Raw genomic sequence first — 18,056 nt, 5'->3', positions numbered from 1 at the left:
CATAAAAAAAGGCCAACCAGAAATTCTGGCTAACCTGATAATACGAAGACCGCTATTTTAAGTGTCGGAGGGATGCGGTGTTTGGGGGCGTCGTTGACCAGACCAGACAACTTGTTCTAACGCGAATTCTCGAAGTCGATCCGGTACCTGGTAGTGATCTGGTAGTGATCTTGCAGGGCTTTTCTGCTCTTGTTGTTATGGATAAGTTTTAGAGGGTGTCCCAAAAGCCATTATAAATGATTTTTGGGGCACCCTCTTGTTTTGCTATCCCATGCTCTATTGTGACGATCCGCCTTAGGATTCTTTACTTTACTTTGCAGGCCATGGCTCCAAGCCCAGGAGCCGTTCGCTCAAGCCCCAAAGCCCCAAGGCGGACTCGGGATCGATGGCGTGAGGCATCACACCGTTGAATCGGGTGGAATCGCTAATATCCGTTTCGCCGATGGCGGTTGTCATAATCGGAGCGACCTCGACGTTCTCGCAGTATACGCCGCCCATGCCGTTCAGACTTGGGCTGGTTGCGCACCAGACGGACGTTGCCGCGCCTTGCGGGATGGTCTTCAGCTGTCTGGCCGGATCAAGAATCGGATTCCCGTCCGTGTCCAGGATGCCTCCGGCGATCAATTCCTCTTTGGTCAGATGCTTTTCAAGGCCGGTCCCCACGATGCTGCCTGGGTGAAGGGAGAAGGCGCGCACACCTTCGCTTTGGCCGCGTTTGTCCAGTTCGAGCGCGAACAGGATGTTGGCCGTTTTGGATTGGCCGTAAGCCGCCCAGCGGTCGTAGGCTCTCCGTTCGAAGTTCGGATCGTCGAATACGAAGGGCGAATAACGGTGGCCCAAAGACGATACGGACACGACACGCGCGCCTTTCGTCTGGCGCAGAGCCGGCCACAGCCGGGCCACCAGTTGAAAATGCCCCAGATGGTTCGTCGCGAATTGATATTCGAATCCACGCGGATCGCGGGTCAACTCAGGTACCGCCATAATCCCGGCGCTATTGACCAGGATGTGCAGCTGCCGCCCGGAAGCCAGAAATTTCTCCGCAAAAGCATCAATGGACGCTGGGTCCAGTAGGTCCATAATTTCAATTTCGACGCCGTCGATCCCCGTCAGCGCCTTGGCGGCCCGGTCATAATCCCGGGTAGGAACGATAACTTCGGCGCCGGCCAAACGCAGCACTCTTGCGGTTTCAAGCCCAAGGCCCGAATATCCGCCGGTGACGATGGCGGTTTTGCCGTGAAGATCGATTCCCGCAATAACTTGTTCCGCGGTAGATGCGGCTCCAAAGCCGGAACCGATAGGCTGTTGCTTCGTAGTCATGAGTGAATCCTCCTTTTGATGAAGTTCTCACGTCACATTATCTATCAAAAAAGCCGTGAACCCATAGACCAATCCTGCCCGATCATTGCCTGAATCTGCAATCGCCAATAACGCCCATATTGAAATATCGAACGGTGAGGAGTATATTCGGATTGCGATCTTGTGATAAGGAGAGTGAAATCAATGATCGATGAAAATACCGCTATGATTCACAATAAATTAGAGCAAATCATTGCAATGATCAATCGGATCACTACGGCAGAAGGAAGCACAAGGACCATGATCCCGTTTCTTTCCGTTTGCCGTCATAGCCGTCAGGTTCCGCTCACCCCAAGTGTTTTGACTCCTTCTTTTTGCCTTATTCTGCAAGGCTCCAAGTCCCTTCACCTGGGACAGGATATCCTGCATTATCATGCCGGGGATTACCTGGCTTCCGTGATCGATATTCCGGCTTCCGGTCAGGTGATCGGCATCTCCGAGGAGCAGCCGTATATCGGCTTGCGCGTGGATTTCACGACGAAAGAAATCGCCTCCGTCGTCACGGAAGCCGGGGTCGATATCTCGTCCCAGCTCGCGAAGACCGAAACGGCCGCGTTTATCGGCAAATCGGACGACGAGTTTCTGGATATGTTTGTCCGGCTGCTGAGGCTCATGGATCAACCCGACAAGATACCGTACCTGTCCTCGCTGATTAAACGCGAAATGATTTATTATTTGCTTACCGGCGAATACGGACACTTGTTCCTTCAGCAGGCCCTGTTCGACCAGCAGGCCGACGGCATCGGGAAAGTCATTGCCTGGATCAAGGAAAATTACTCCGAATCCTTCAGCGTGGAGGACCTCGCCAAAATCAGCAATATGAGCGTTTCGGGGCTACATCACAAGTTTAAAGTCATCACGACCATGGGGCCGCTGCAGTACAAGAAGCAGCTTCGCCTTCTCGAAGCCAGACGGCTGATGCTGTCGGGATCCATGGATGCCATGACGGCCGCGATGGAGGTCGGTTATGAAAGCCCCTCCCAATTCAACAGAGAATACCGGAGACTTTTCGGCCACCCGCCGTTAAAAGATATCAGAGAGGTTCGGAAAAGTTCCGTGCCGAGTGTGCTGTAAACTAAGGAGGCAAGCCATGACAAGAACCTATACGCTATACCAAATCGATGCGTTTACCAAGGAGAAATTCACCGGGAATCCGGCCGGGGTTGTCACAAATGCGGATGGACTCACCGAAGCCGAAATGCAGAAAATCGCCAGAGAGCTTAATAATTCAGAGACGGCGTTCATCTTTTCTTCCGATTGTTCGGATTATGACATACATGTCCGGTTCTTCACGCCAACCCGGGAGGTGCCCATCTGCGGACACGCCACGATTGCCGCCCATTATGCCCGAGCGGTTGAACAGGGACTTGATGCGGATGCTGCGCGGGTGTACCAAAAGACAGGCGCCGGTATTTTACCCGTAGATATCGTTAAGGAGCACGGGGATTACAAAATCGTGATGACGCAGGGGGACATCGAATTCGGAACAATTTTGAACGGTGCCCATAAAGAGGAGCTTTTGGCTGCGCTGCATCTGGAACATAGCGATTTGCTGGATCACTATCAAATTCAGATCGTCTCGACGGGTCATTCCAAAGTGATGGTCGGCATCCGGGAACGTGCTGCTTTAAATGCGCTGCGCCCGGATTATGCCAGGCTTTCCCTATTAAGCGACGAGATCGCGTGCAACGGATATTATGTGTTTACCGTCGATCCGACGGACGAAGATATCTTGATTCACGGCAGAATGTTTGCGCCCGCCATCGGCATTAACGAAGACCCCGTTACCGGCAACGCGAACGGTCCTTTAGGGGCGTATTTGGTCCACCATCATCATGTTGAACACGGGCAGAGTTCATTTCGCTTTAAGGCCAAGCAGGGCGAAGCGATGAGGCGAGCGGGCGTTATAGAGGTTGAAGTGGACATCGCTGATCAAGAGCCCGTCCAAGTTAAGATTTCCGGACAAGCCGTCATTGTATTCAAATCGGAAATTACTTTGCAGGATTAACATGCAAAAAAAGAACCAGACTCCGTGCTTACGGGATCTGGTTCTTTTTATTAAGCCAATCTCATCTTAAAATCATCATATCCGAACTCATGCATGACCTCGCAGTCGCCGTCTTTATGCTGGATGACCAGCGCGGGAAGCGGCATGCCGTTGAACGTCGTGTTCTTCACCATCGAATAGATTGCCATGTCGCCGAAAACCAGACGATCGCCGTTCTTCAGCGGCTGGTCGAAGGAATAATCGCCGATCGTGTCGCCCGACAGGCAGGTAGGTCCGCCGAGCCGGTACGTATGCGGCTTCTCTCCGGGTTCGCCGGAGCCGAGCAGCGGCGGGCGGTAGGGCATTTCGAGCACGTCCGGCATATGGCAGGCGGCCGAAGTGTCGAGGATGGCGATGTCCATCCCGTTTTGCAGGGTATCCAGCACCGTGGTGATCAGGAAACCGGCGTTCAGTGCAACGGCTTCGCCCGGCTCCAGATACACGTTCAGGCCGTATTTGTCCTGCATGCGTTTGATGCACTGCTCAAGCAGAGGAATATTGTAATCCTCTCTCGTGATATGGTGGCCTCCGCCGAAATTGATCCATTCCATTTGCGAGAGCCACGGTCCGAATTTCTCTTCAACGGCATCCAAAGTGGTTGCCAAATCATCCGAGTCCTGCTGGCACAAGGTATGGAAATGCAGACCGGAGATTCCCTCCAGCTGGTCGGGACGGAAATGCTCGCGGGTCACCCCGAACCGGGAGCCTACCGCGCACGGGTTATAGATGTCGTGCCCCACTTGCGTAGAGCATTCCGGATTGATGCGCAGCCCGATTTTTTTGCCCGCGGCCAGCACTTTATCGCGATATTTCTCCACTTGGGAAAACGAATTAAAAATAACGTGATCGCACAGCTCGATGATCTCATCCATCTGATCTTCCCGGTAAGCCGGGGAGAAGACGTGGTTTTCCTTCCCCATCTCCTCGCGGCCGAGGCGCGCCTCGTACAATCCGCTGGAGGCGGTACCGCTCAGGTACTCGCCGATCAGCGGGTAGGTTGTATACATCGAAAATGCTTTTTGGGCCAAAATGATCTTGGCGCCGGTTCGCTCCATGACTCCGTTCAGGATCTTGAGATTTCTCTCCAGCAATCCTTCATCCACTACGTAACAAGGTGTCGGCAGTTCCTTAAAGCGCATCTTAACGCACGGACTCCAGTTCTTCTGCTACCGGATAAGCGTCAACGATTTCCGGATTGAAGCTTTCTTTCCAAGGCAGACCCCATTTGTTCAGGGCATCCATGAACGGATCCGGATCGAATTCTTCGATATTGTACACGCCTGCTTTGTTCCATTTGCCGGTCATCAGCATCATCGCGCCGATCATGGCCGGAACGCCTGTCGTATAGGCAACGGCTTGGGAGCCGACTTCTTTGAAGCATTCTTCATGGTCGCACACGTTGTAGACATAATACATTTTTTCTTTGCCGTCTTTTTTGCCCTTGAAAATACAGCCGATGTTCGTTTTGCCTTTGGTGCGAGGACCAAGGGAAGACGGGTCTGGCAGCATGGCTTTGAGGAATTGCAGCGGCACGATTTGCTTGCCTTCGTATTCGATCGGCTCAATCGAGGTCATGCCGACGTTTTCCAGGCATTTCAAGTGCGTCAGATAACTTTGTCCAAACGTCATGAAGAAACGAATGCGTTTGATGCCCGGCATGTTGAGGGCCAGGGATTCGATTTCTTCATGATGCAGCAGATACATATCTTTTTCGCCGATTTCCGGGAAGTTGTAAACGCGTTTGATTTCCATCGGTTCGGTTTCGATCCATTCGCCGTTTTCCCAGTAGCTGCCCTTGGCGGAAACTTCACGGATGTTGATCTCCGGGTTGAAGTTGGTGGCAAAAGGATAGCCGTGATCACCGGCGTTGCAGTCCAGAATGTCGATATATTCGATTTCGTCGAAATGGTGCTTCAGGGCATATGCGGAAAATACGCCGGTAACCCCTGGGTCGAAACCGCTGCCGAGCAACGCGGTGATTCCGGCTTTTTCGAAACGTTCGCGGTATTCCCATTGCCAGCTGTATTCGAATTTCGCCGTGTCTTCCGGCTCATAGTTGGCGGTGTCCATGTAGTTCGTTTTGGTGGCCAGGCAGGCGTCCATAATCGTCAAATCCTGATACGGCAGAGCCAGGTTCATCACGATGTCCGGCTTCACTTCGTTGATCAGGGCGATCAACTCGTCAACGTTGTTGGCGTCAACTTGCGCCGTCGTGATCTTTGTTTTGCTGCCTTCCAGTTTCGCTTTGAGCTCGTCGCATTTCGATTTCGTCCGGCTCGCAATGCAGATTTCTTCAAAAACTTCGCTGTTTTGAACGCATTTGTGAATCGCTACGGAAGCTACTCCGCCGCATCCGATGATCAGTGCTTTTCCCATTTTCACATTCTCCTATCTCTTTCGTTTTTTCTTGTTACGGCCGATATGCACACAAAAAAGCAAGTGAACACACGCATCGACGCGCACACACTTGCTTTGATATAGTCAAATATTCAGATGGCATCCTAATGGCAGACGAACTTCATGCGCAGTCCGTCAGCACCCACAAAAAAAGCGTTTCATGGGCAGCCCTCAATATTCAAATATATCATGTTGGGATCAGAGTCTATTTAGCAAATAATCGCCTTTACCACTCTTATTGACCGTTTCACAAGTTGATGTGCAGATGCACTGGTTGTAAAGTAACCAACTTATAAAATTTGAGCTTTTAACTCAATCAATAAGGCAACCTCAGTTGCCAATCGGCATTTGACCCGGCTGTCCGTATGGCCTTAACTTCCTAGGCGGAAGTGGTCAAAATTATCTGCTTGGAAAGACCTGAAGATATACTTGAATATTAGCTTTCCAAAAATAACGCTCCTTTATATTAGCAGGAACTAGGTGAAACGGCAATAGCTAAATTAAAAATTAATATATTAACTTTTATTCATGGGATCCGCGATCACACATAGCCCAAGCATCCCGCATATTTTGGGGATGAGTACAATTCCATGTGGAAAGGTGATCGATCGTATGGGACTTCAACCAATGCAGCAGCAAACGATTTACCAGGCGGATCCCGCAGCCGTACAAAACGTTCAAACCGCAAGAAACAAGATTAAGGATTTGTGCAAAAAGCATCGCAATCATTATGTCTATGTGCAAACCATAGACGGACACACGTATCAAGGCGTCCTCCTTGATACGGAAGGCGGCATTTTGTATTTGGGGGTTCAGCAAACGCCGGGATACCGCCAATATAGTGCGATTTTACCGCTCGTTCTGTACGAACTGCTGGTAATTACCCTGCTGTACACTTAGGGGAACACCCCGCGCTACAAGGTATACTATGCATTCGCCGTGCTTTGTTATGGATGTTTACCCATGCCCAGAGCATAAATTTTGCGGGCCAAAATCCGGGAAACGAAGATAGGCGCCAGCCCAGCGCGGATTATTCACTTGGGCATACAATGCATTAGCCTATTTAACAAGGGAGTGAAACACGAATGACATTTTTGCCTCCGCAGCAAGGAATGCCAGGATTTCCGGGGTTTCCGGGAACACCGGGTACTCCAGGGTTCCCAGGAACCCCAGGATTTCCGGGTACTCCAGGGTTCCCGGGGACTCCAGGAACTCCCGGGTTTCCGGGACAGCAAGTTCCCGGCCTAGGACCTCAAGGAGTTCAGGCGCCCACATCTCCGCCGCCGCAATTTACGCCTCAGCAGCCGCAAATCTCAACTTTCGCCGTTGATCCGGGCGCAATCTCCAGGTGCCTGTTCCGGTTTACGTTCGTCTGGCTCAGAAACGGAGACAACTTCTGGTTTTGGCCCGTTTTCGTCGGCCGGACCTCGGTAGCGGGTTTTCGGTGGAACGGATTTTTCTGGATGTACATGGGCCTGGATTTAAGACAAATCACTTCTTTTACTTGCTTCTAGAATCGCGCAGCTTGCGAGAAGAACGCCGCAAAAAGGCTCTCTCGACGATCGAATCGTCATAGAGGGCTTATTTGTGTGCTTGGGGAATCCATCATTGCGTTAACCTATACATCTACCCTGCGCGGCGCCTTGTTTTTCGCTTTCTGTATGTCGGTATGTTCGGGGAGGTATTGGGTGTATACTTTACAATCATGTGCAGATCCGGAAAATAAGGTGTCCAATGGGGGTTGCTAAATGGAACTTAAAAAAATCGGCAAAGAACAATTGGGATGGTTTGACCTGCAGAGAAAAGCGGTTTCTTATATAACATCCAAATCCTGGAAGCAAATCCCCCATGTTACTTATGTTTATGAACCCGATATAACTGATTTTTATGAGGAGTTTAAGAGCCTGGCAGAAGAAAGAAGCAAATGGAACTACAAGATTTCATTCAATACCATCATGCTTAAAGTCATTGTAGAAGGGCTGTTGTCCGCTCCCGACTTAAATTCGCACATTGACTATAATTACAAGAAGGCAGAAGGGAAAATGTATATTTGCGACGCAATAAACGTTTCGATTCCCTGGCTTTTGCCTGACGGAAAAATGATAACTCCAACCTTATCTGATGCTCAAAAGAAGTCATTGAATGAAATCTCCGAAGACATCTCGGATTTAGCGGAAAGAATAGAAAAGACAAATGTGAATGAGCTGCTTTATCAGGCAGTTATTGCGGATACGGTTGCCGAATTAAGGAAATTAAACCTGAGCGGAGTCAGAAGAATTTTAGCCGCAAAAATTAGCGGCCATCGGATTAAAGGCCTTGAAGGCAAGGAAAAGAGTGCCTACTATACGATCCCTGAAAACGAACGTTTAACTCCTAAGGATATCGTGAGCGGTACGGTTACAATCTCAAACATTGGTTCTTTATATAAGGAGCAGAAGGGTTTCTTCGCTTTGCTTGAAATCATCCCGCCGCAAATTTTCGCCGTCGGAATCGGTTCAGTTCAAGAAAAACCGGGCATCTACCAGGATAAAAACGGGACGAAGCAAATCGGAATACGAAAAATGCTTCCGATGTGCCTGGCTTTTGACCATAGAGCAGTCGATTTCAGTTCACTTGTTCCATTTCTAAAAAGAACGGATGAGATTTTTGCCGAGCCAAAAATGATGTATGAATGGTGATCTACGACGGATCAAGCCGTTTTTGCGGTCGGTATAACCGGTAACCAGTAAGAAGGTGCCTTTAATATCGCGAGCAGGAGGGGGGTTTTAGGGCGCCTAGGTCGGAAAAACAGCCCCAATGCCCTCATACCCTGTTGAAAAAGGCAGAAGTATATATAAGGGAACAAAAAGGCGTTATTGGGTCGATATCCCTCATTTTGCGTGAAAATAGAGGACGTGAAGGGTGCTATTTTCTCGAAACGCCGGGAAATGGCCGGTTTTGGTACTGTTTGTTGGGAAATAAGACCAATCAGTTCCCCTATTGAGGAGTAACACGCTGGGATCCGCAAAATAAGACCATAACGTGGCGCTATTTTTCAGAAAGCTATTCGCTTCTACCAGATTCTTTCACCTTACTGCCATGTTCCTTTCGTTTGTTTAACTTATTTTAGGAATAAACAAATATTTGCAAAGAAGACGCAGAGCCCTTGCGCGACGAGTCGACCAAAGAAATTTGACATTTAAGTTTTCGATATACTATGTTACTATTAACATAGGATATCAAAAACAGAGGTGACAATAAATGTCGATTAAACATGCCATATTAGGGTTTCTAAGCAGCCAGCCGATGAGCGGTTACGATCTGAAGAAAATCATTCAGGAATCGCCGTTCATGTACTGGTCCGGCAACAACAATCAAATCTACAAGGCGCTGGTGGAACTGCTTGAGGATGGCTTCGCAACCAATGAGCTGCTGCATCAGGACAGTTCGCCGTCGAAAAAGGTATATACCATCACCGAAGCGGGCCGCGAAGAACTAAAAGAATGGGTTCAATCGCCTCCCGAACTTCCCGAGTTCAAAAACTCCTTTTTGATTCGGCTCGCCTGGGCAGATCAACTGGACGACGGCGAGCTTGACGCGCTGCTGACCGGGTATGAGCATGAGCTCTATCTGCAGGTCGCGGCCGAGGAAGAACGACGGCGCAGAGGCGGATTTTCGCCGCGCCGCACCGCAAGGGAGACTTATCTGTGGGATCAGATTCACGGCAATATCATCGCGTTTTACAGAAACGAACTGGACTGGGTTCAGCAAATTCGCGAGGACCTGGGCATTCATAAGGAAAGAGGGGACAAGTCCATGCAGTATCAGATCATAGAACAAAACAACCGCAAAATCGTCGAAGTGACTTCCGCCGTAACTCCGGTCAGCACCGGGCGCGACTCGATCGATTTCGTGGAGTTGTGCATCAATAACGGCGCCAGACATCTATTGCTCCACGCCGAAGTTCTCTCGGAAGACTTCTTCAAGCTCAGAACCGGGCTGGCGGGCGAAATCCTGCAAAAGTTCGTGAATTTCGGCATCCAGTTTGCCTTGGTGGTCCCGGACTCCGCTTCCATTCGGGGCAAAATGAAGGATTTGCTGGCCGAGTCGAACAAGGGAAAGGATTTCCGGGTTTTCGGCGATCGGGAGGCTGCAGAGGAGTGGCTGATGGGGTAAAGGGACCTCTTTCATCCGATCCGCTCCCCGTTTAGTTCAAATACTGCTTGCGGAACCGGAGGGGCGACAGTCCTACGCTGCGCTTGAAACAGGCCGTGAAGTAGGGCGCGTAGCGGAAGCCCACCTCTTCGGCGATGCGGTCGATCGGCCATTCCGTGGTGACGAGCAGGCGTTTTGCCTGTTCCACCCGGATTTCTTGCAAATAATCGACCGGCGTGCGGCCGTATTTTCGCTTCATGCAGCGAACAATGTAATTGGGGTGAAAATGAAGCTCCGCCGCCAAGGCATCATTGGTGATTTTGTCCCGGTAATTTTTCCGGATGTATGCCGCGGCTTGTTCCGCCAAGCGAACCGCCACGGACTCCGCGCCGCTTAAGCCCCCTTTTTCAAGCAAGACAAGCAGTTCAGCGAACAGACGCTGTTCCTCCCAAAAAGAATGGTCGGCCGGCAGCGACAGCAATTGCCGCATGAGGTCAATCGCAGCCTGCGAGTTATTTAGCCGTAGATGCTTCGGGATGTGCAGTGTATGAGGATTGCTGAATGGCCGCGATGTACGAAATGCCCCAACCGTTTCGGGAACGGACGAATCTTCCCGTCTCTCCCCATGCTCAAAATGAACCCAATAAAACACTGTTTCCCGCTCGCAGGGCTTAACCGCGTAATGCTCCCCGTCCGGCAGCAGCAGCAAAGTTTCTCCTTCCGCCAGCGTCCACTCCCGGCCGTTCTCTCCGATATACAGCTCTCCTTGAACGACAAGCAGCAAATCGTAGATCCCCAGGTTTTTTCGGTTCGGATGCTGTTCGCCGATTCCGAAATCCGAACGGCCCGAACCCAAATAATAGGGAAGCGGGGGTGTTTTCAGCTCTATAATCGTTCCCTCGTTCAAAACAACTCCCCTCCAAACGGTGTGATATTTTATAAAAACAAGTTCAATCTATTCCTGTTTCTGTGCTTAAATCAAGCATATAATTGAGATCGAGAGGAGTCAAATTTTATTGTTTCGAGGAGGATTCCGCACATGAAAAAAAGGCAAGTCACGATTCAAGATGACTTTTGGATGGAATATTCGGAGCTGGTTCGTGAAACCGTCATTCCCTATCAATGGGAAGCTTTGAACGATAGGATCGAAGGAGCGGAGCCCAGCTACGCCATTCGGAATTTCCGGATCGCCGCGGGGCTGGAAGAGGGGGAATTCGGCGGCTGGATTTTTCAGGACAGCGACCTTTACAAGTGGTTGGAAGCGGTTGCATATACACTTCGCGATCATTCCGATCCCGAGCTGGAGAAGATCGCCGACGGCGCCATCGATTTGATCGGTCAAGCCCAGCATGAGAACGGGTATTTGAATACCTACTTTACGATTAAAGAACCAGGCAAAGCATGGACGAACCTTCATGAGGCACACGAGCTTTATTGCGCAGGTCATCTGATTGAAGCCGCGGTCGCTTATTACGAAGGCACGGGCAAGCGCAAACTGCTTGATATTGCTTGCCGTTTCGCCGGCCTCATTGCCAATCTTTTTGGCACGGAACCGGGTCAGATTCGGGGTTATTGCGGGCATCAAGAGGTGGAACTTGCCCTAGTTAAGCTGTACCGGGTGACAGGGGAAGAGCGTTATTTGAACTTGAGCCGCTACTTTATTGATGAACGGGGGAGCAAGCCAAGCTATTTTATAGAAGAATGGGAGCGCCGGGGCAAGAAAAGCATTTGGTCGCAAGGAACGCCCAATCTTGAAGTCTATCAAAGCCATCTTCCCGTTCGCGAGCAATCGGTCGCTGTCGGGCATGCGGTGCGCGCCGTCTATATGTATACGGCCATGGCTGACCTGGCCCGGCTAACCGGCGACGTCAAACTGCGCGATGCCTGCGAGCGGCTATGGAACAATACGACCCGCAAGCAGATGTACATCACCGGCGGCATCGGTTCGACGCATCAGGGGGAAGCTTTCTCGTTCGACTACGATCTGCCCAACGACACCGTTTACGCGGAGACCTGCGCCTCAATCGGCTTGATCTTCTGGGCGCGCCGCATGCTGCAGCTGGAGGCCAAGAGCGATTACGCCGACGTGATGGAGAGAGCGCTCTACAACAATGTGCTTGGCAGCATGTCCAAGGACGGCAAGCATTTCTTCTATGTGAACCCGCTTGAGATTTGGCCGGAAGCCAGCGCCAAAAATCCCGACCGTCACCACGTGAAGCCGGTGCGCCAGAAATGGTTCGGCTGCTCCTGCTGCCCGCCGAACGTGGCCCGTCTGCTCAGCTCGCTTAGCGACTATATTTACGACGTGGCCGAGGATGAGGGCGGTCGGACGGTTTACGTTCACTTGTTCATCGGCAGTGAGATCGGCTTCGAGCCTGCCGACGGCCAGGGCCGGGTGATGCTGCGCCAACACTCCGCCTTGCCTTGGGACGGCCGGGTCGAATTCAAGGTGTCGCTTTCGGACACCGCCGCCGGCAGTGTCCAATTCGTGCTTGCGCTGCGCATGCCGGGCTGGTTCCAGCAGGGACGCCCGGTGTTGAAAATCAACGGGGCGACGCAAGAGTACCGCGTAGACAATGGCTATACCACTGTGGAGCGCGACTGGTCGGATGGCGATACGCTGGAATGGCTGCTCCCGCTGGAAACCACGCTGGTCGCCGCCCATCCGCTCATCCGGGCGGACGCAGGCAAAGCCGCCATCCAGCGCGGCCCGCTCGTATACTGCGTCGAAGAGTCCGATAACGGCGCGTCGCTGGCCTCGCTTTCCCTAGCCGACGATCCCAACCTGACGGAGCATTTTGCCTCCGATCTGCTCGGCGGCTGCGTCGTTGTGGAAGGCGACGGACTAACCGCGGACGACTCAGTCTGGCCGGAAGACCAGCCGTATGGCCCGCTCGGCAAGCGGAGCAAGCCTGTGCGGTTTAAGGCGATTCCTTATTATTTATGGGGGAACCGGGAATCGGGCGAGATGAGCGTGTGGGTGCGGCGCTGATATCCGGGTTAAAGCGATGGGGATGAGTAGATGAAACCGGAGAACGAACGGAAGTCCCGCATGGAACGAATGACTCTGAAGAATCGGATTCTTTTCCTTTTTGCCGCAGCGACGTTGATTCCGTTTGTCTGTACCTGCTATTTATCTTACAACACCATCACTTCTATCCTCGACACAAAACTGCAGTCAGGAATACAAAACAACCTGAAGCAGGTGACGTTATCGCTAGAAAATACGTTAAGCAACCTGAATCACGTTTCCCAGCAGCTTGCTTTTGAGGGGAATATCGGCAAGCAAGTGGAGCAGTTCATGACCGCGGATCAGCCCTATGACCGAAGCTATCTGACCGATCAGATCAAGTATCAGCTCAATCTGATCACTTTTACGAATCCCAATATTGGCTTGACGATGTATTACTTCCGCGATGACCGGTCTTTTCTCTTTGAAAATACCGGTGTAAAGGATTCTTTCGATATCAATAAGCTCCCTAAACTCGCGAATTACTACGGCATCACTTACTTCGGCCCGCATATCAGCAACGACCGGTTTAATAATCAGTACGTGCTCTCCGCATTGCGCAAGGTTGAGCTTCCCGAGCGGGAGGATGCGTTTGTTTACATTGAATCCGGTTTCAAGCTGACACAGAGTATTCTTGATCTGGATGGGGTCAGCAAACACACCTATCACCTGATCCTGGACAACAATGGACGGACTTCGTACAGCGAACTGAATGGCGTTTTTCCTGAAAATACGACATTTTCGGGCTTAAAGTCGATGTCCCAAGTGTTCGGCGAGGCCTCCGAATATTATTGGTACCGGCAAATCAGCAATCAGGGCTGGAGCACAGTCTCTCTTATTTCCAAAGCTGATTACAATCGGGAGAAAAACCGCTGGATTATGCAGATGCTGGCGCTTTCGCTGCTGTTCGCCGCGGTCAGTCTTGCAATTGGCTGGCTGCTGTGGAAGATGGTTTACCGCCCGCTCTCCAGATTCAATAAGGAGATCAAACAGGTAACGAACAGCCATTTCAATGGAGGTGTGATACGGACGCGCATCCCGGAGTTCGAGGTGCTCCTGACCCAATTCCATACCATGAAGTTTCAAATTGCGGAACTGATTGCGGAAGTGGAGAGCAAGGAGAAGCGCAGGGCGGATCTGGAGATCGAAAAGCTGATCTATCAGATTAACCCCCATTTTCTGATGAATACGCTTGATACCGCCCACTGGCTCGCCGTTATGAATGGACAGGATGAGATCGACCGGCTCGTGAGTTCCCTGAACAAACTGCTCTACTACAATCTTCGAAAAGGCGACCGAATCTCGACGATCCGGGAGGAAATTGACGCGCTTAAGCAGTACCTTATCCTTCAGCAGATTCGCTATAACTTCAAATTTGACGTACGTATCAATGTGGATGACGAGTTGCTGGATGTCCCCGTGCCAAGGTTCATCCTGCAGCCTTTAGTGGAGAACGCCCTGTATCACGGTCTAGACGACGACGGAAGAATTGAAGTGGAGGTCGGCCTGAACGGTCGGCTTGAGATCGCGATTCTCGACAATGGGGGCGGCATCTCCGAAGAGAAGATCGCAGCACTGCTGGCTCGTGAGCAAACGGACCGGCATCGCGTCGGAATGGGCATCGGAATGAACTATGTCAAACGTATGCTGGAATCCCATTACGAAGGGGAAGCCGATCTCATCGTATCGAGCGAGCTTGGTAAGGGCACGCGAATCGTCATTCGTCTGCCCATTAAGGAGGTTAGCGATTCCGTATGATTAATGTGCTCATCGTAGACGACGATAATCTGGTACGCAGGGGGCTTATCTCCGCCATGCCCTGGGAATCATTCGGAATGAGAGTAGCCGGTGAGGCTGCCAATGGTGAAAAGGCATTGGAATTCTTGGAGACCAACCGAGTCGAGCTGCTGCTGACCGATCTGGCCATGCCGGTCATGTCGGGCATCGAGCTGGTTCGGATCGTCCGCAAACGCTATCCGGATGTGGCCGTAGCTGTACTGACCCTTCACCAAGACTTTGAATATATTCAGGAAGCGCTTCGCTTAGGTGCCATCGACTATATTGCCAAGGTTCAGCTCGAAAAGGAACGTTTCGAAGAGGTGCTCGGACGCATTCGGGACCGTATTCTGGATGGAAAGAGAAAACGGGCGGACGAAGGGGATTCACGGGTAAGCGATATGCATTCGGCCCCTGTCGCTTATGCGCTTCTTGCCCTTCGGGATCGGGAGCAGCCCGGAACGGACGGGCTTCGGGAGGCTTCTGCCGCTTGGGCGGACTGGAAGACGGAAGCGGGACGGCAAATATGGTTATGGACGAAGCACCCGGATAAGGAGCCGGAAGCCGGAAATGATGCGGATGAAGAGCGGGTGCCACCGCTGCCGGAGGGCATAAGGGCGGCAGATTGGCGAATGATCCGGCTCCGGCATACTGCCGGGGAATCGCGAACGGAACTGTTGCAGTGGCTTGACTGTTACCGGCAGAAGGATTTTTTTTATGATTGCGATGGAGAGGAATCGGATCCGATCGAGAAGACCGTCCAGGAACTTCGTTTGGAGCCGACGGAGTCCGGTGATGGGGAGACTGAGGCGGTAAAAGAACAGCTTCACTCGTTCCGATGGCTTCATGACGATAAAAATTTCGATGAGCTGAAGAGTCGGTTGTACGTGCTGCAACTTCCGATCCCGAAGCTGATGCAATTGCTTTACGGATGCACAGTGGATTGGCATCGTCTTTTTCGCGCAGTTGCACAAGCACACACTCGTACGACACTTCCCGATCATTTCTCGTGCTGGAAGGAGGTTACCGAATGGTTGGAAGGCTTCAGAGAGATCGCACTGTCGGTGTCGGGACGGCAGCAGTACAGCCGGGAGGTTGGCGGCAGCATCATGGATGCCGTTAAAATCATCCATGAGGAGCTTGAACTTCCCGTGTTCGCGGTTGAGGTGGCGAAGCGCGTCAACCTAAGTCGCAGTTATTTCAACCAATGCTTCAAAGAGATCGTCGGCCATTCATTCAATGAGTATCTTCGCAAGATTCGCATTGAAAAAGCACGGGAATATCTTATGCAAACGGCGAAGCCGATTCAGTGGGTAGCCGAGCATACAGGGTATTCGGACGAGAAATATTTCAGCAGAGTTTTCCGCGAACAGACAGGCATGCTTCCAAGCGAATACCGGCAGCGGTATCGGACAGAGGTAGAGGAATGATTTCGAATAGGGGGAGAAATGACCGGAACGTGCAAACTCCGTTCATTTCTCCCCCTAAGTCTCGTTTTCCGTTCTATCTATAAAGCGCTTTCATCCATGCTATATTGAGTTTGCTTGACGACTAGCAAACACGAATTAAAGGGGGAAGCAATACAAATGTCCAAGAAATACTTCTCGATCGTCATGGTTTTGCTGCTCGTGCTGTTAAGCGCGTGCAGTCAGTCGGAAGGCGGTAAAAACGATACAAGCGGCAATGCCAAGGAATCCGCCGAGTCCGGTTCGACATCCGGCAGCGAACCGGCGGATCCTTTCGGCAAATATCCCGAGACAATTACTTTGACGTACGGCAAATCGGTAGACCCTACGGACAACAGCCTGCCTGCAGGGGACACCCCTGAGCAGAATCAGTACTCGCGTTACATTATGGACAATTTGAACATCGATACGAAGGTATCTTGGCAGGCGGCGTCGGGCACGAACTATGACCAAAAGGTGAATTTGGCCATTTCCAGCAGTGATTTGCCCGATGCGCTGGTGGTCAAGGATACGCAGCTGAGGGAGATGGTGAAGTCCGGTCAGTTGGCGGATCTGACGGATGTATTTAACCAATACGCTTCTCCGGCGATCAAGAACTTCATGGAGAAGACGGATGGCAAAGCGGCCCAAACGGTCACGTTCGACGGCAAGATGTATGCGATCCCAAGCATACAAGTACAGTCCGACGGCGTTCATGAGATGTGGATTCGCAAGGATTGGCTGGATAAGCTCGGCCTGCAGCCCCCGAAGACGATGGACGATCTCGAAAAAGTCGCTCAAGCGTTTGTCGAACAGGACCCGGACGGCAACGGGAAGAAAGACACGATCGGCATTGCCGGACAGCAGAATGGCGGACAGTTATACGCGAACTTTCTCGAATCGACGAATAACGCGTTTGGTCTGGACCCGATCTTTGGCGCCTATAAGTCATACCCGGGTTTCTGGCTGAAAGACGATTCCGGTAACCCCGTGTACGGTTCCATCCTGCCGGAAACCAAGGAGGCTCTCGGCAAGCTTCACGATTTGTATGCCGAAGGCCTGATAGACAAGGAAATCGGTATTCGCAAGAGCGCCTATGAACCTGTGGCCGGCGGCAAGGCGGGCATTTTCTTCGCTCCCTGGTGGATGGGATATGGTCCGCTGCCGGATGCGATCAAAAACGACCCGACGGCGAACTGGCAGGCCTATCTGCTTCCGCTCGACGCGGACGGACAATTCAACGCCCACATGGGCGCGCCATCCACGTCTTTCGTAGTAGTACGCAAGGGTTACGAGCATACGGAAGCGGTTATCAAAATGCTGAATTTGCTCGTTCGCGATGAATCCAAGTTCGATATAAAAGTCCCTATCGGATATTATCCGCTGCGCGTGCCGATGGCTTACACGGATGAGAGCGAATATTCCGCCAAAGCGCTGCAGGAGATATTGGCCGGAACGAAGAAACCGGAGGACTTCACGGATCCGGGCTACAAACTGCTCGCGGCGGATATTCAGAACGTCACCAAGGTCAAGAAAGAGCCATACGACAATATGGATATCGAGTATTGGAATCCCCAGGCAGATCTCGGCATATGGAGCCGCACTTACTCGCTGCTTGTGGGCTCGTCCCCTCTAGAGCAAGATTACAACAAAGTATACAGCGTGCTGTATTCGCAGACGAAAACAATGGAGAGCCGTTGGTCGAATCTCAAAAAACTGGAGGATGAAACCTTCCTGAAGATTATAATGGGCGCGGCTCCGCTTGACGATTTCGATAAATTCGTTAGCGATTGGAAGAAACAAGGCGGCGATACCATAACCGAAGAAGTGAAGGATTACATGAAATAAGGCTGTCGGCAGAGGCGCCGGGTTCATCCGGCGCCTCTTG

Annotated in this window: 14 protein-coding genes; 10 read left to right on the top strand and 4 right to left on the bottom strand. The window is 51.5% G+C overall.

All coding sequences use genetic code 11. From position 1 onward, the window contains the following. Positions 1–309: 309 nt before the first annotated feature. Positions 310–1,320 carry an oxidoreductase gene (locus ACI48K_RS18380; RefSeq protein WP_475029074.1) on the bottom strand — a complete coding sequence of 337 codons (1,011 nt, stop codon included), beginning with the start codon at positions 1,318–1,320 and terminating at the stop codon, positions 310–312. A 183-nt stretch (positions 1,321–1,503) separates the two neighbouring features. Here ACI48K_RS18380 and ACI48K_RS18375 point away from each other — a divergent pair, with 183 nt between their 5' ends. Together ACI48K_RS18375 and ACI48K_RS18370 are read left to right on the top strand one after the other, a co-directional pair. After that, positions 1,504–2,433: an AraC family transcriptional regulator gene (locus tag ACI48K_RS18375; RefSeq protein ID WP_475029073.1), complete on the top strand. Its 930-nt coding sequence runs from the start codon at positions 1,504–1,506 to the stop codon at positions 2,431–2,433. 16 nt (positions 2,434–2,449) lie between these two features. Next, positions 2,450–3,367, top strand: coding sequence for a PhzF family isomerase (locus ACI48K_RS18370; protein WP_475029072.1), 918 nt, complete (start codon positions 2,450–2,452; stop codon positions 3,365–3,367). A gap of 50 nt (positions 3,368–3,417) precedes the next feature. Here ACI48K_RS18370 and nspC read toward each other — a convergent pair whose 3' ends face one another. Then, positions 3,418–4,545 (bottom strand): carboxynorspermidine decarboxylase, encoded by a 1,128-nt coding sequence (gene nspC, locus ACI48K_RS18365; RefSeq protein WP_475029071.1) that lies wholly within the window; start codon positions 4,543–4,545, stop codon positions 3,418–3,420. 1 nt (position 4,546) lies between these two features. Then, positions 4,547–5,782, bottom strand: a complete 1,236-nt coding sequence (locus ACI48K_RS18360; RefSeq protein ID WP_475029070.1) for a saccharopine dehydrogenase family protein — start codon at positions 5,780–5,782, stop codon at positions 4,547–4,549. A gap of 633 nt (positions 5,783–6,415) precedes the next feature. On the opposite strand from ACI48K_RS18360, the gene ACI48K_RS18355 reads away from it, so the two are divergent. From ACI48K_RS18355 to ACI48K_RS18340, 4 genes are all read left to right on the top strand, one after another. Next, positions 6,416–6,703, top strand: a complete 288-nt coding sequence (locus ACI48K_RS18355; RefSeq protein ID WP_475029069.1) for a hypothetical protein — start codon at positions 6,416–6,418, stop codon at positions 6,701–6,703. A gap of 185 nt (positions 6,704–6,888) precedes the next feature. Then, entirely contained in the window at positions 6,889–7,317 is a 429-nt protein-coding gene (locus tag ACI48K_RS18350; RefSeq protein WP_475029068.1) for a collagen-like triple helix repeat-containing protein, read from the top strand. Positions 7,318–7,551: 234 nt separating this feature from the next. Next, complete coding sequence (locus ACI48K_RS18345; protein ID WP_475029067.1) at positions 7,552–8,481, top strand: 2-oxo acid dehydrogenase subunit E2; 930 nt, start codon at positions 7,552–7,554, stop codon at positions 8,479–8,481. 562 nt (positions 8,482–9,043) lie between these two features. Further along, positions 9,044–9,958, top strand: a complete 915-nt coding sequence (locus ACI48K_RS18340) for a PadR family transcriptional regulator (RefSeq protein WP_475029066.1) — start codon at positions 9,044–9,046, stop codon at positions 9,956–9,958. Between the two features lie 31 nt (positions 9,959–9,989). Here ACI48K_RS18340 and ACI48K_RS18335 read toward each other — a convergent pair whose 3' ends face one another. Then, the gene (locus ACI48K_RS18335; RefSeq protein WP_475029065.1) at positions 9,990–10,844 is read right to left on the bottom strand and encodes a helix-turn-helix domain-containing protein; all 855 of its coding nucleotides are present in this window, start codon (positions 10,842–10,844) and stop codon (positions 9,990–9,992) included. A gap of 132 nt (positions 10,845–10,976) precedes the next feature. Here ACI48K_RS18335 and ACI48K_RS18330 point away from each other — a divergent pair, with 132 nt between their 5' ends. The 4 genes from ACI48K_RS18330 (at position 10,977) to ACI48K_RS18315 (ending at position 18,016) form a co-directional block, all read left to right on the top strand. Next, positions 10,977–12,929, top strand: coding sequence for a glycoside hydrolase family 127 protein (locus ACI48K_RS18330; protein WP_475029064.1), 1,953 nt, complete (start codon positions 10,977–10,979; stop codon positions 12,927–12,929). 30 nt (positions 12,930–12,959) lie between these two features. After that, positions 12,960–14,705: a sensor histidine kinase gene (locus ACI48K_RS18325; protein ID WP_475029063.1), complete on the top strand. Its 1,746-nt coding sequence runs from the start codon at positions 12,960–12,962 to the stop codon at positions 14,703–14,705. After that, positions 14,702–16,153: a response regulator transcription factor gene (locus ACI48K_RS18320; RefSeq protein WP_475029062.1), complete on the top strand. Its 1,452-nt coding sequence runs from the start codon at positions 14,702–14,704 to the stop codon at positions 16,151–16,153. Before ACI48K_RS18325 ends, ACI48K_RS18320 begins: the two co-directional genes overlap by 4 nt. Positions 16,154–16,309: 156 nt before the next feature. Beyond that, complete coding sequence (locus ACI48K_RS18315; RefSeq protein ID WP_475029061.1) at positions 16,310–18,016, top strand: extracellular solute-binding protein; 1,707 nt, start codon at positions 16,310–16,312, stop codon at positions 18,014–18,016. Positions 18,017–18,056: the final 40 nt, after the last annotated feature.

The organism is Paenibacillus terrisolis, assembly GCF_056171975.1.
The sequence above is the reverse complement of the archived record's forward strand: the minus strand, read 5'-3'. Positions and strand labels throughout refer to the sequence as shown.

Excerpts from the sequence above, each read along its gene's own strand:
- ACI48K_RS18325 (WP_475029063.1), top strand. The coding sequence starts at position 12,960 with ATGAAACCGGAGAACGAACGGAAGTCCCGCATGGAACGAATGACTCTG.
- ACI48K_RS18360 (WP_475029070.1), bottom strand. The coding sequence starts at position 5,782 with ATGGGAAAAGCACTGATCATCGGATGCGGCGGAGTAGCTTCCGTAGCG.
- ACI48K_RS18320 (WP_475029062.1), top strand. The coding sequence starts at position 14,702 with ATGATTAATGTGCTCATCGTAGACGACGATAATCTGGTACGCAGGGGG.
- ACI48K_RS18355 (WP_475029069.1), top strand. The coding sequence starts at position 6,416 with ATGGGACTTCAACCAATGCAGCAGCAAACGATTTACCAGGCGGATCCC.
- ACI48K_RS18340 (WP_475029066.1), top strand. The coding sequence starts at position 9,044 with ATGTCGATTAAACATGCCATATTAGGGTTTCTAAGCAGCCAGCCGATG.
- ACI48K_RS18350 (WP_475029068.1), top strand. The coding sequence starts at position 6,889 with ATGACATTTTTGCCTCCGCAGCAAGGAATGCCAGGATTTCCGGGGTTT.
- ACI48K_RS18370 (WP_475029072.1), top strand. The coding sequence starts at position 2,450 with ATGACAAGAACCTATACGCTATACCAAATCGATGCGTTTACCAAGGAG.
- ACI48K_RS18380 (WP_475029074.1), bottom strand. The coding sequence starts at position 1,320 with ATGACTACGAAGCAACAGCCTATCGGTTCCGGCTTTGGAGCCGCATCT.
- ACI48K_RS18330 (WP_475029064.1), top strand. The coding sequence starts at position 10,977 with ATGAAAAAAAGGCAAGTCACGATTCAAGATGACTTTTGGATGGAATAT.
- nspC (WP_475029071.1), bottom strand. The coding sequence starts at position 4,545 with ATGCGCTTTAAGGAACTGCCGACACCTTGTTACGTAGTGGATGAAGGA.
- ACI48K_RS18315 (WP_475029061.1), top strand. The coding sequence starts at position 16,310 with ATGTCCAAGAAATACTTCTCGATCGTCATGGTTTTGCTGCTCGTGCTG.
- ACI48K_RS18345 (WP_475029067.1), top strand. The coding sequence starts at position 7,552 with ATGGAACTTAAAAAAATCGGCAAAGAACAATTGGGATGGTTTGACCTG.
- ACI48K_RS18375 (WP_475029073.1), top strand. The coding sequence starts at position 1,504 with ATGATCGATGAAAATACCGCTATGATTCACAATAAATTAGAGCAAATC.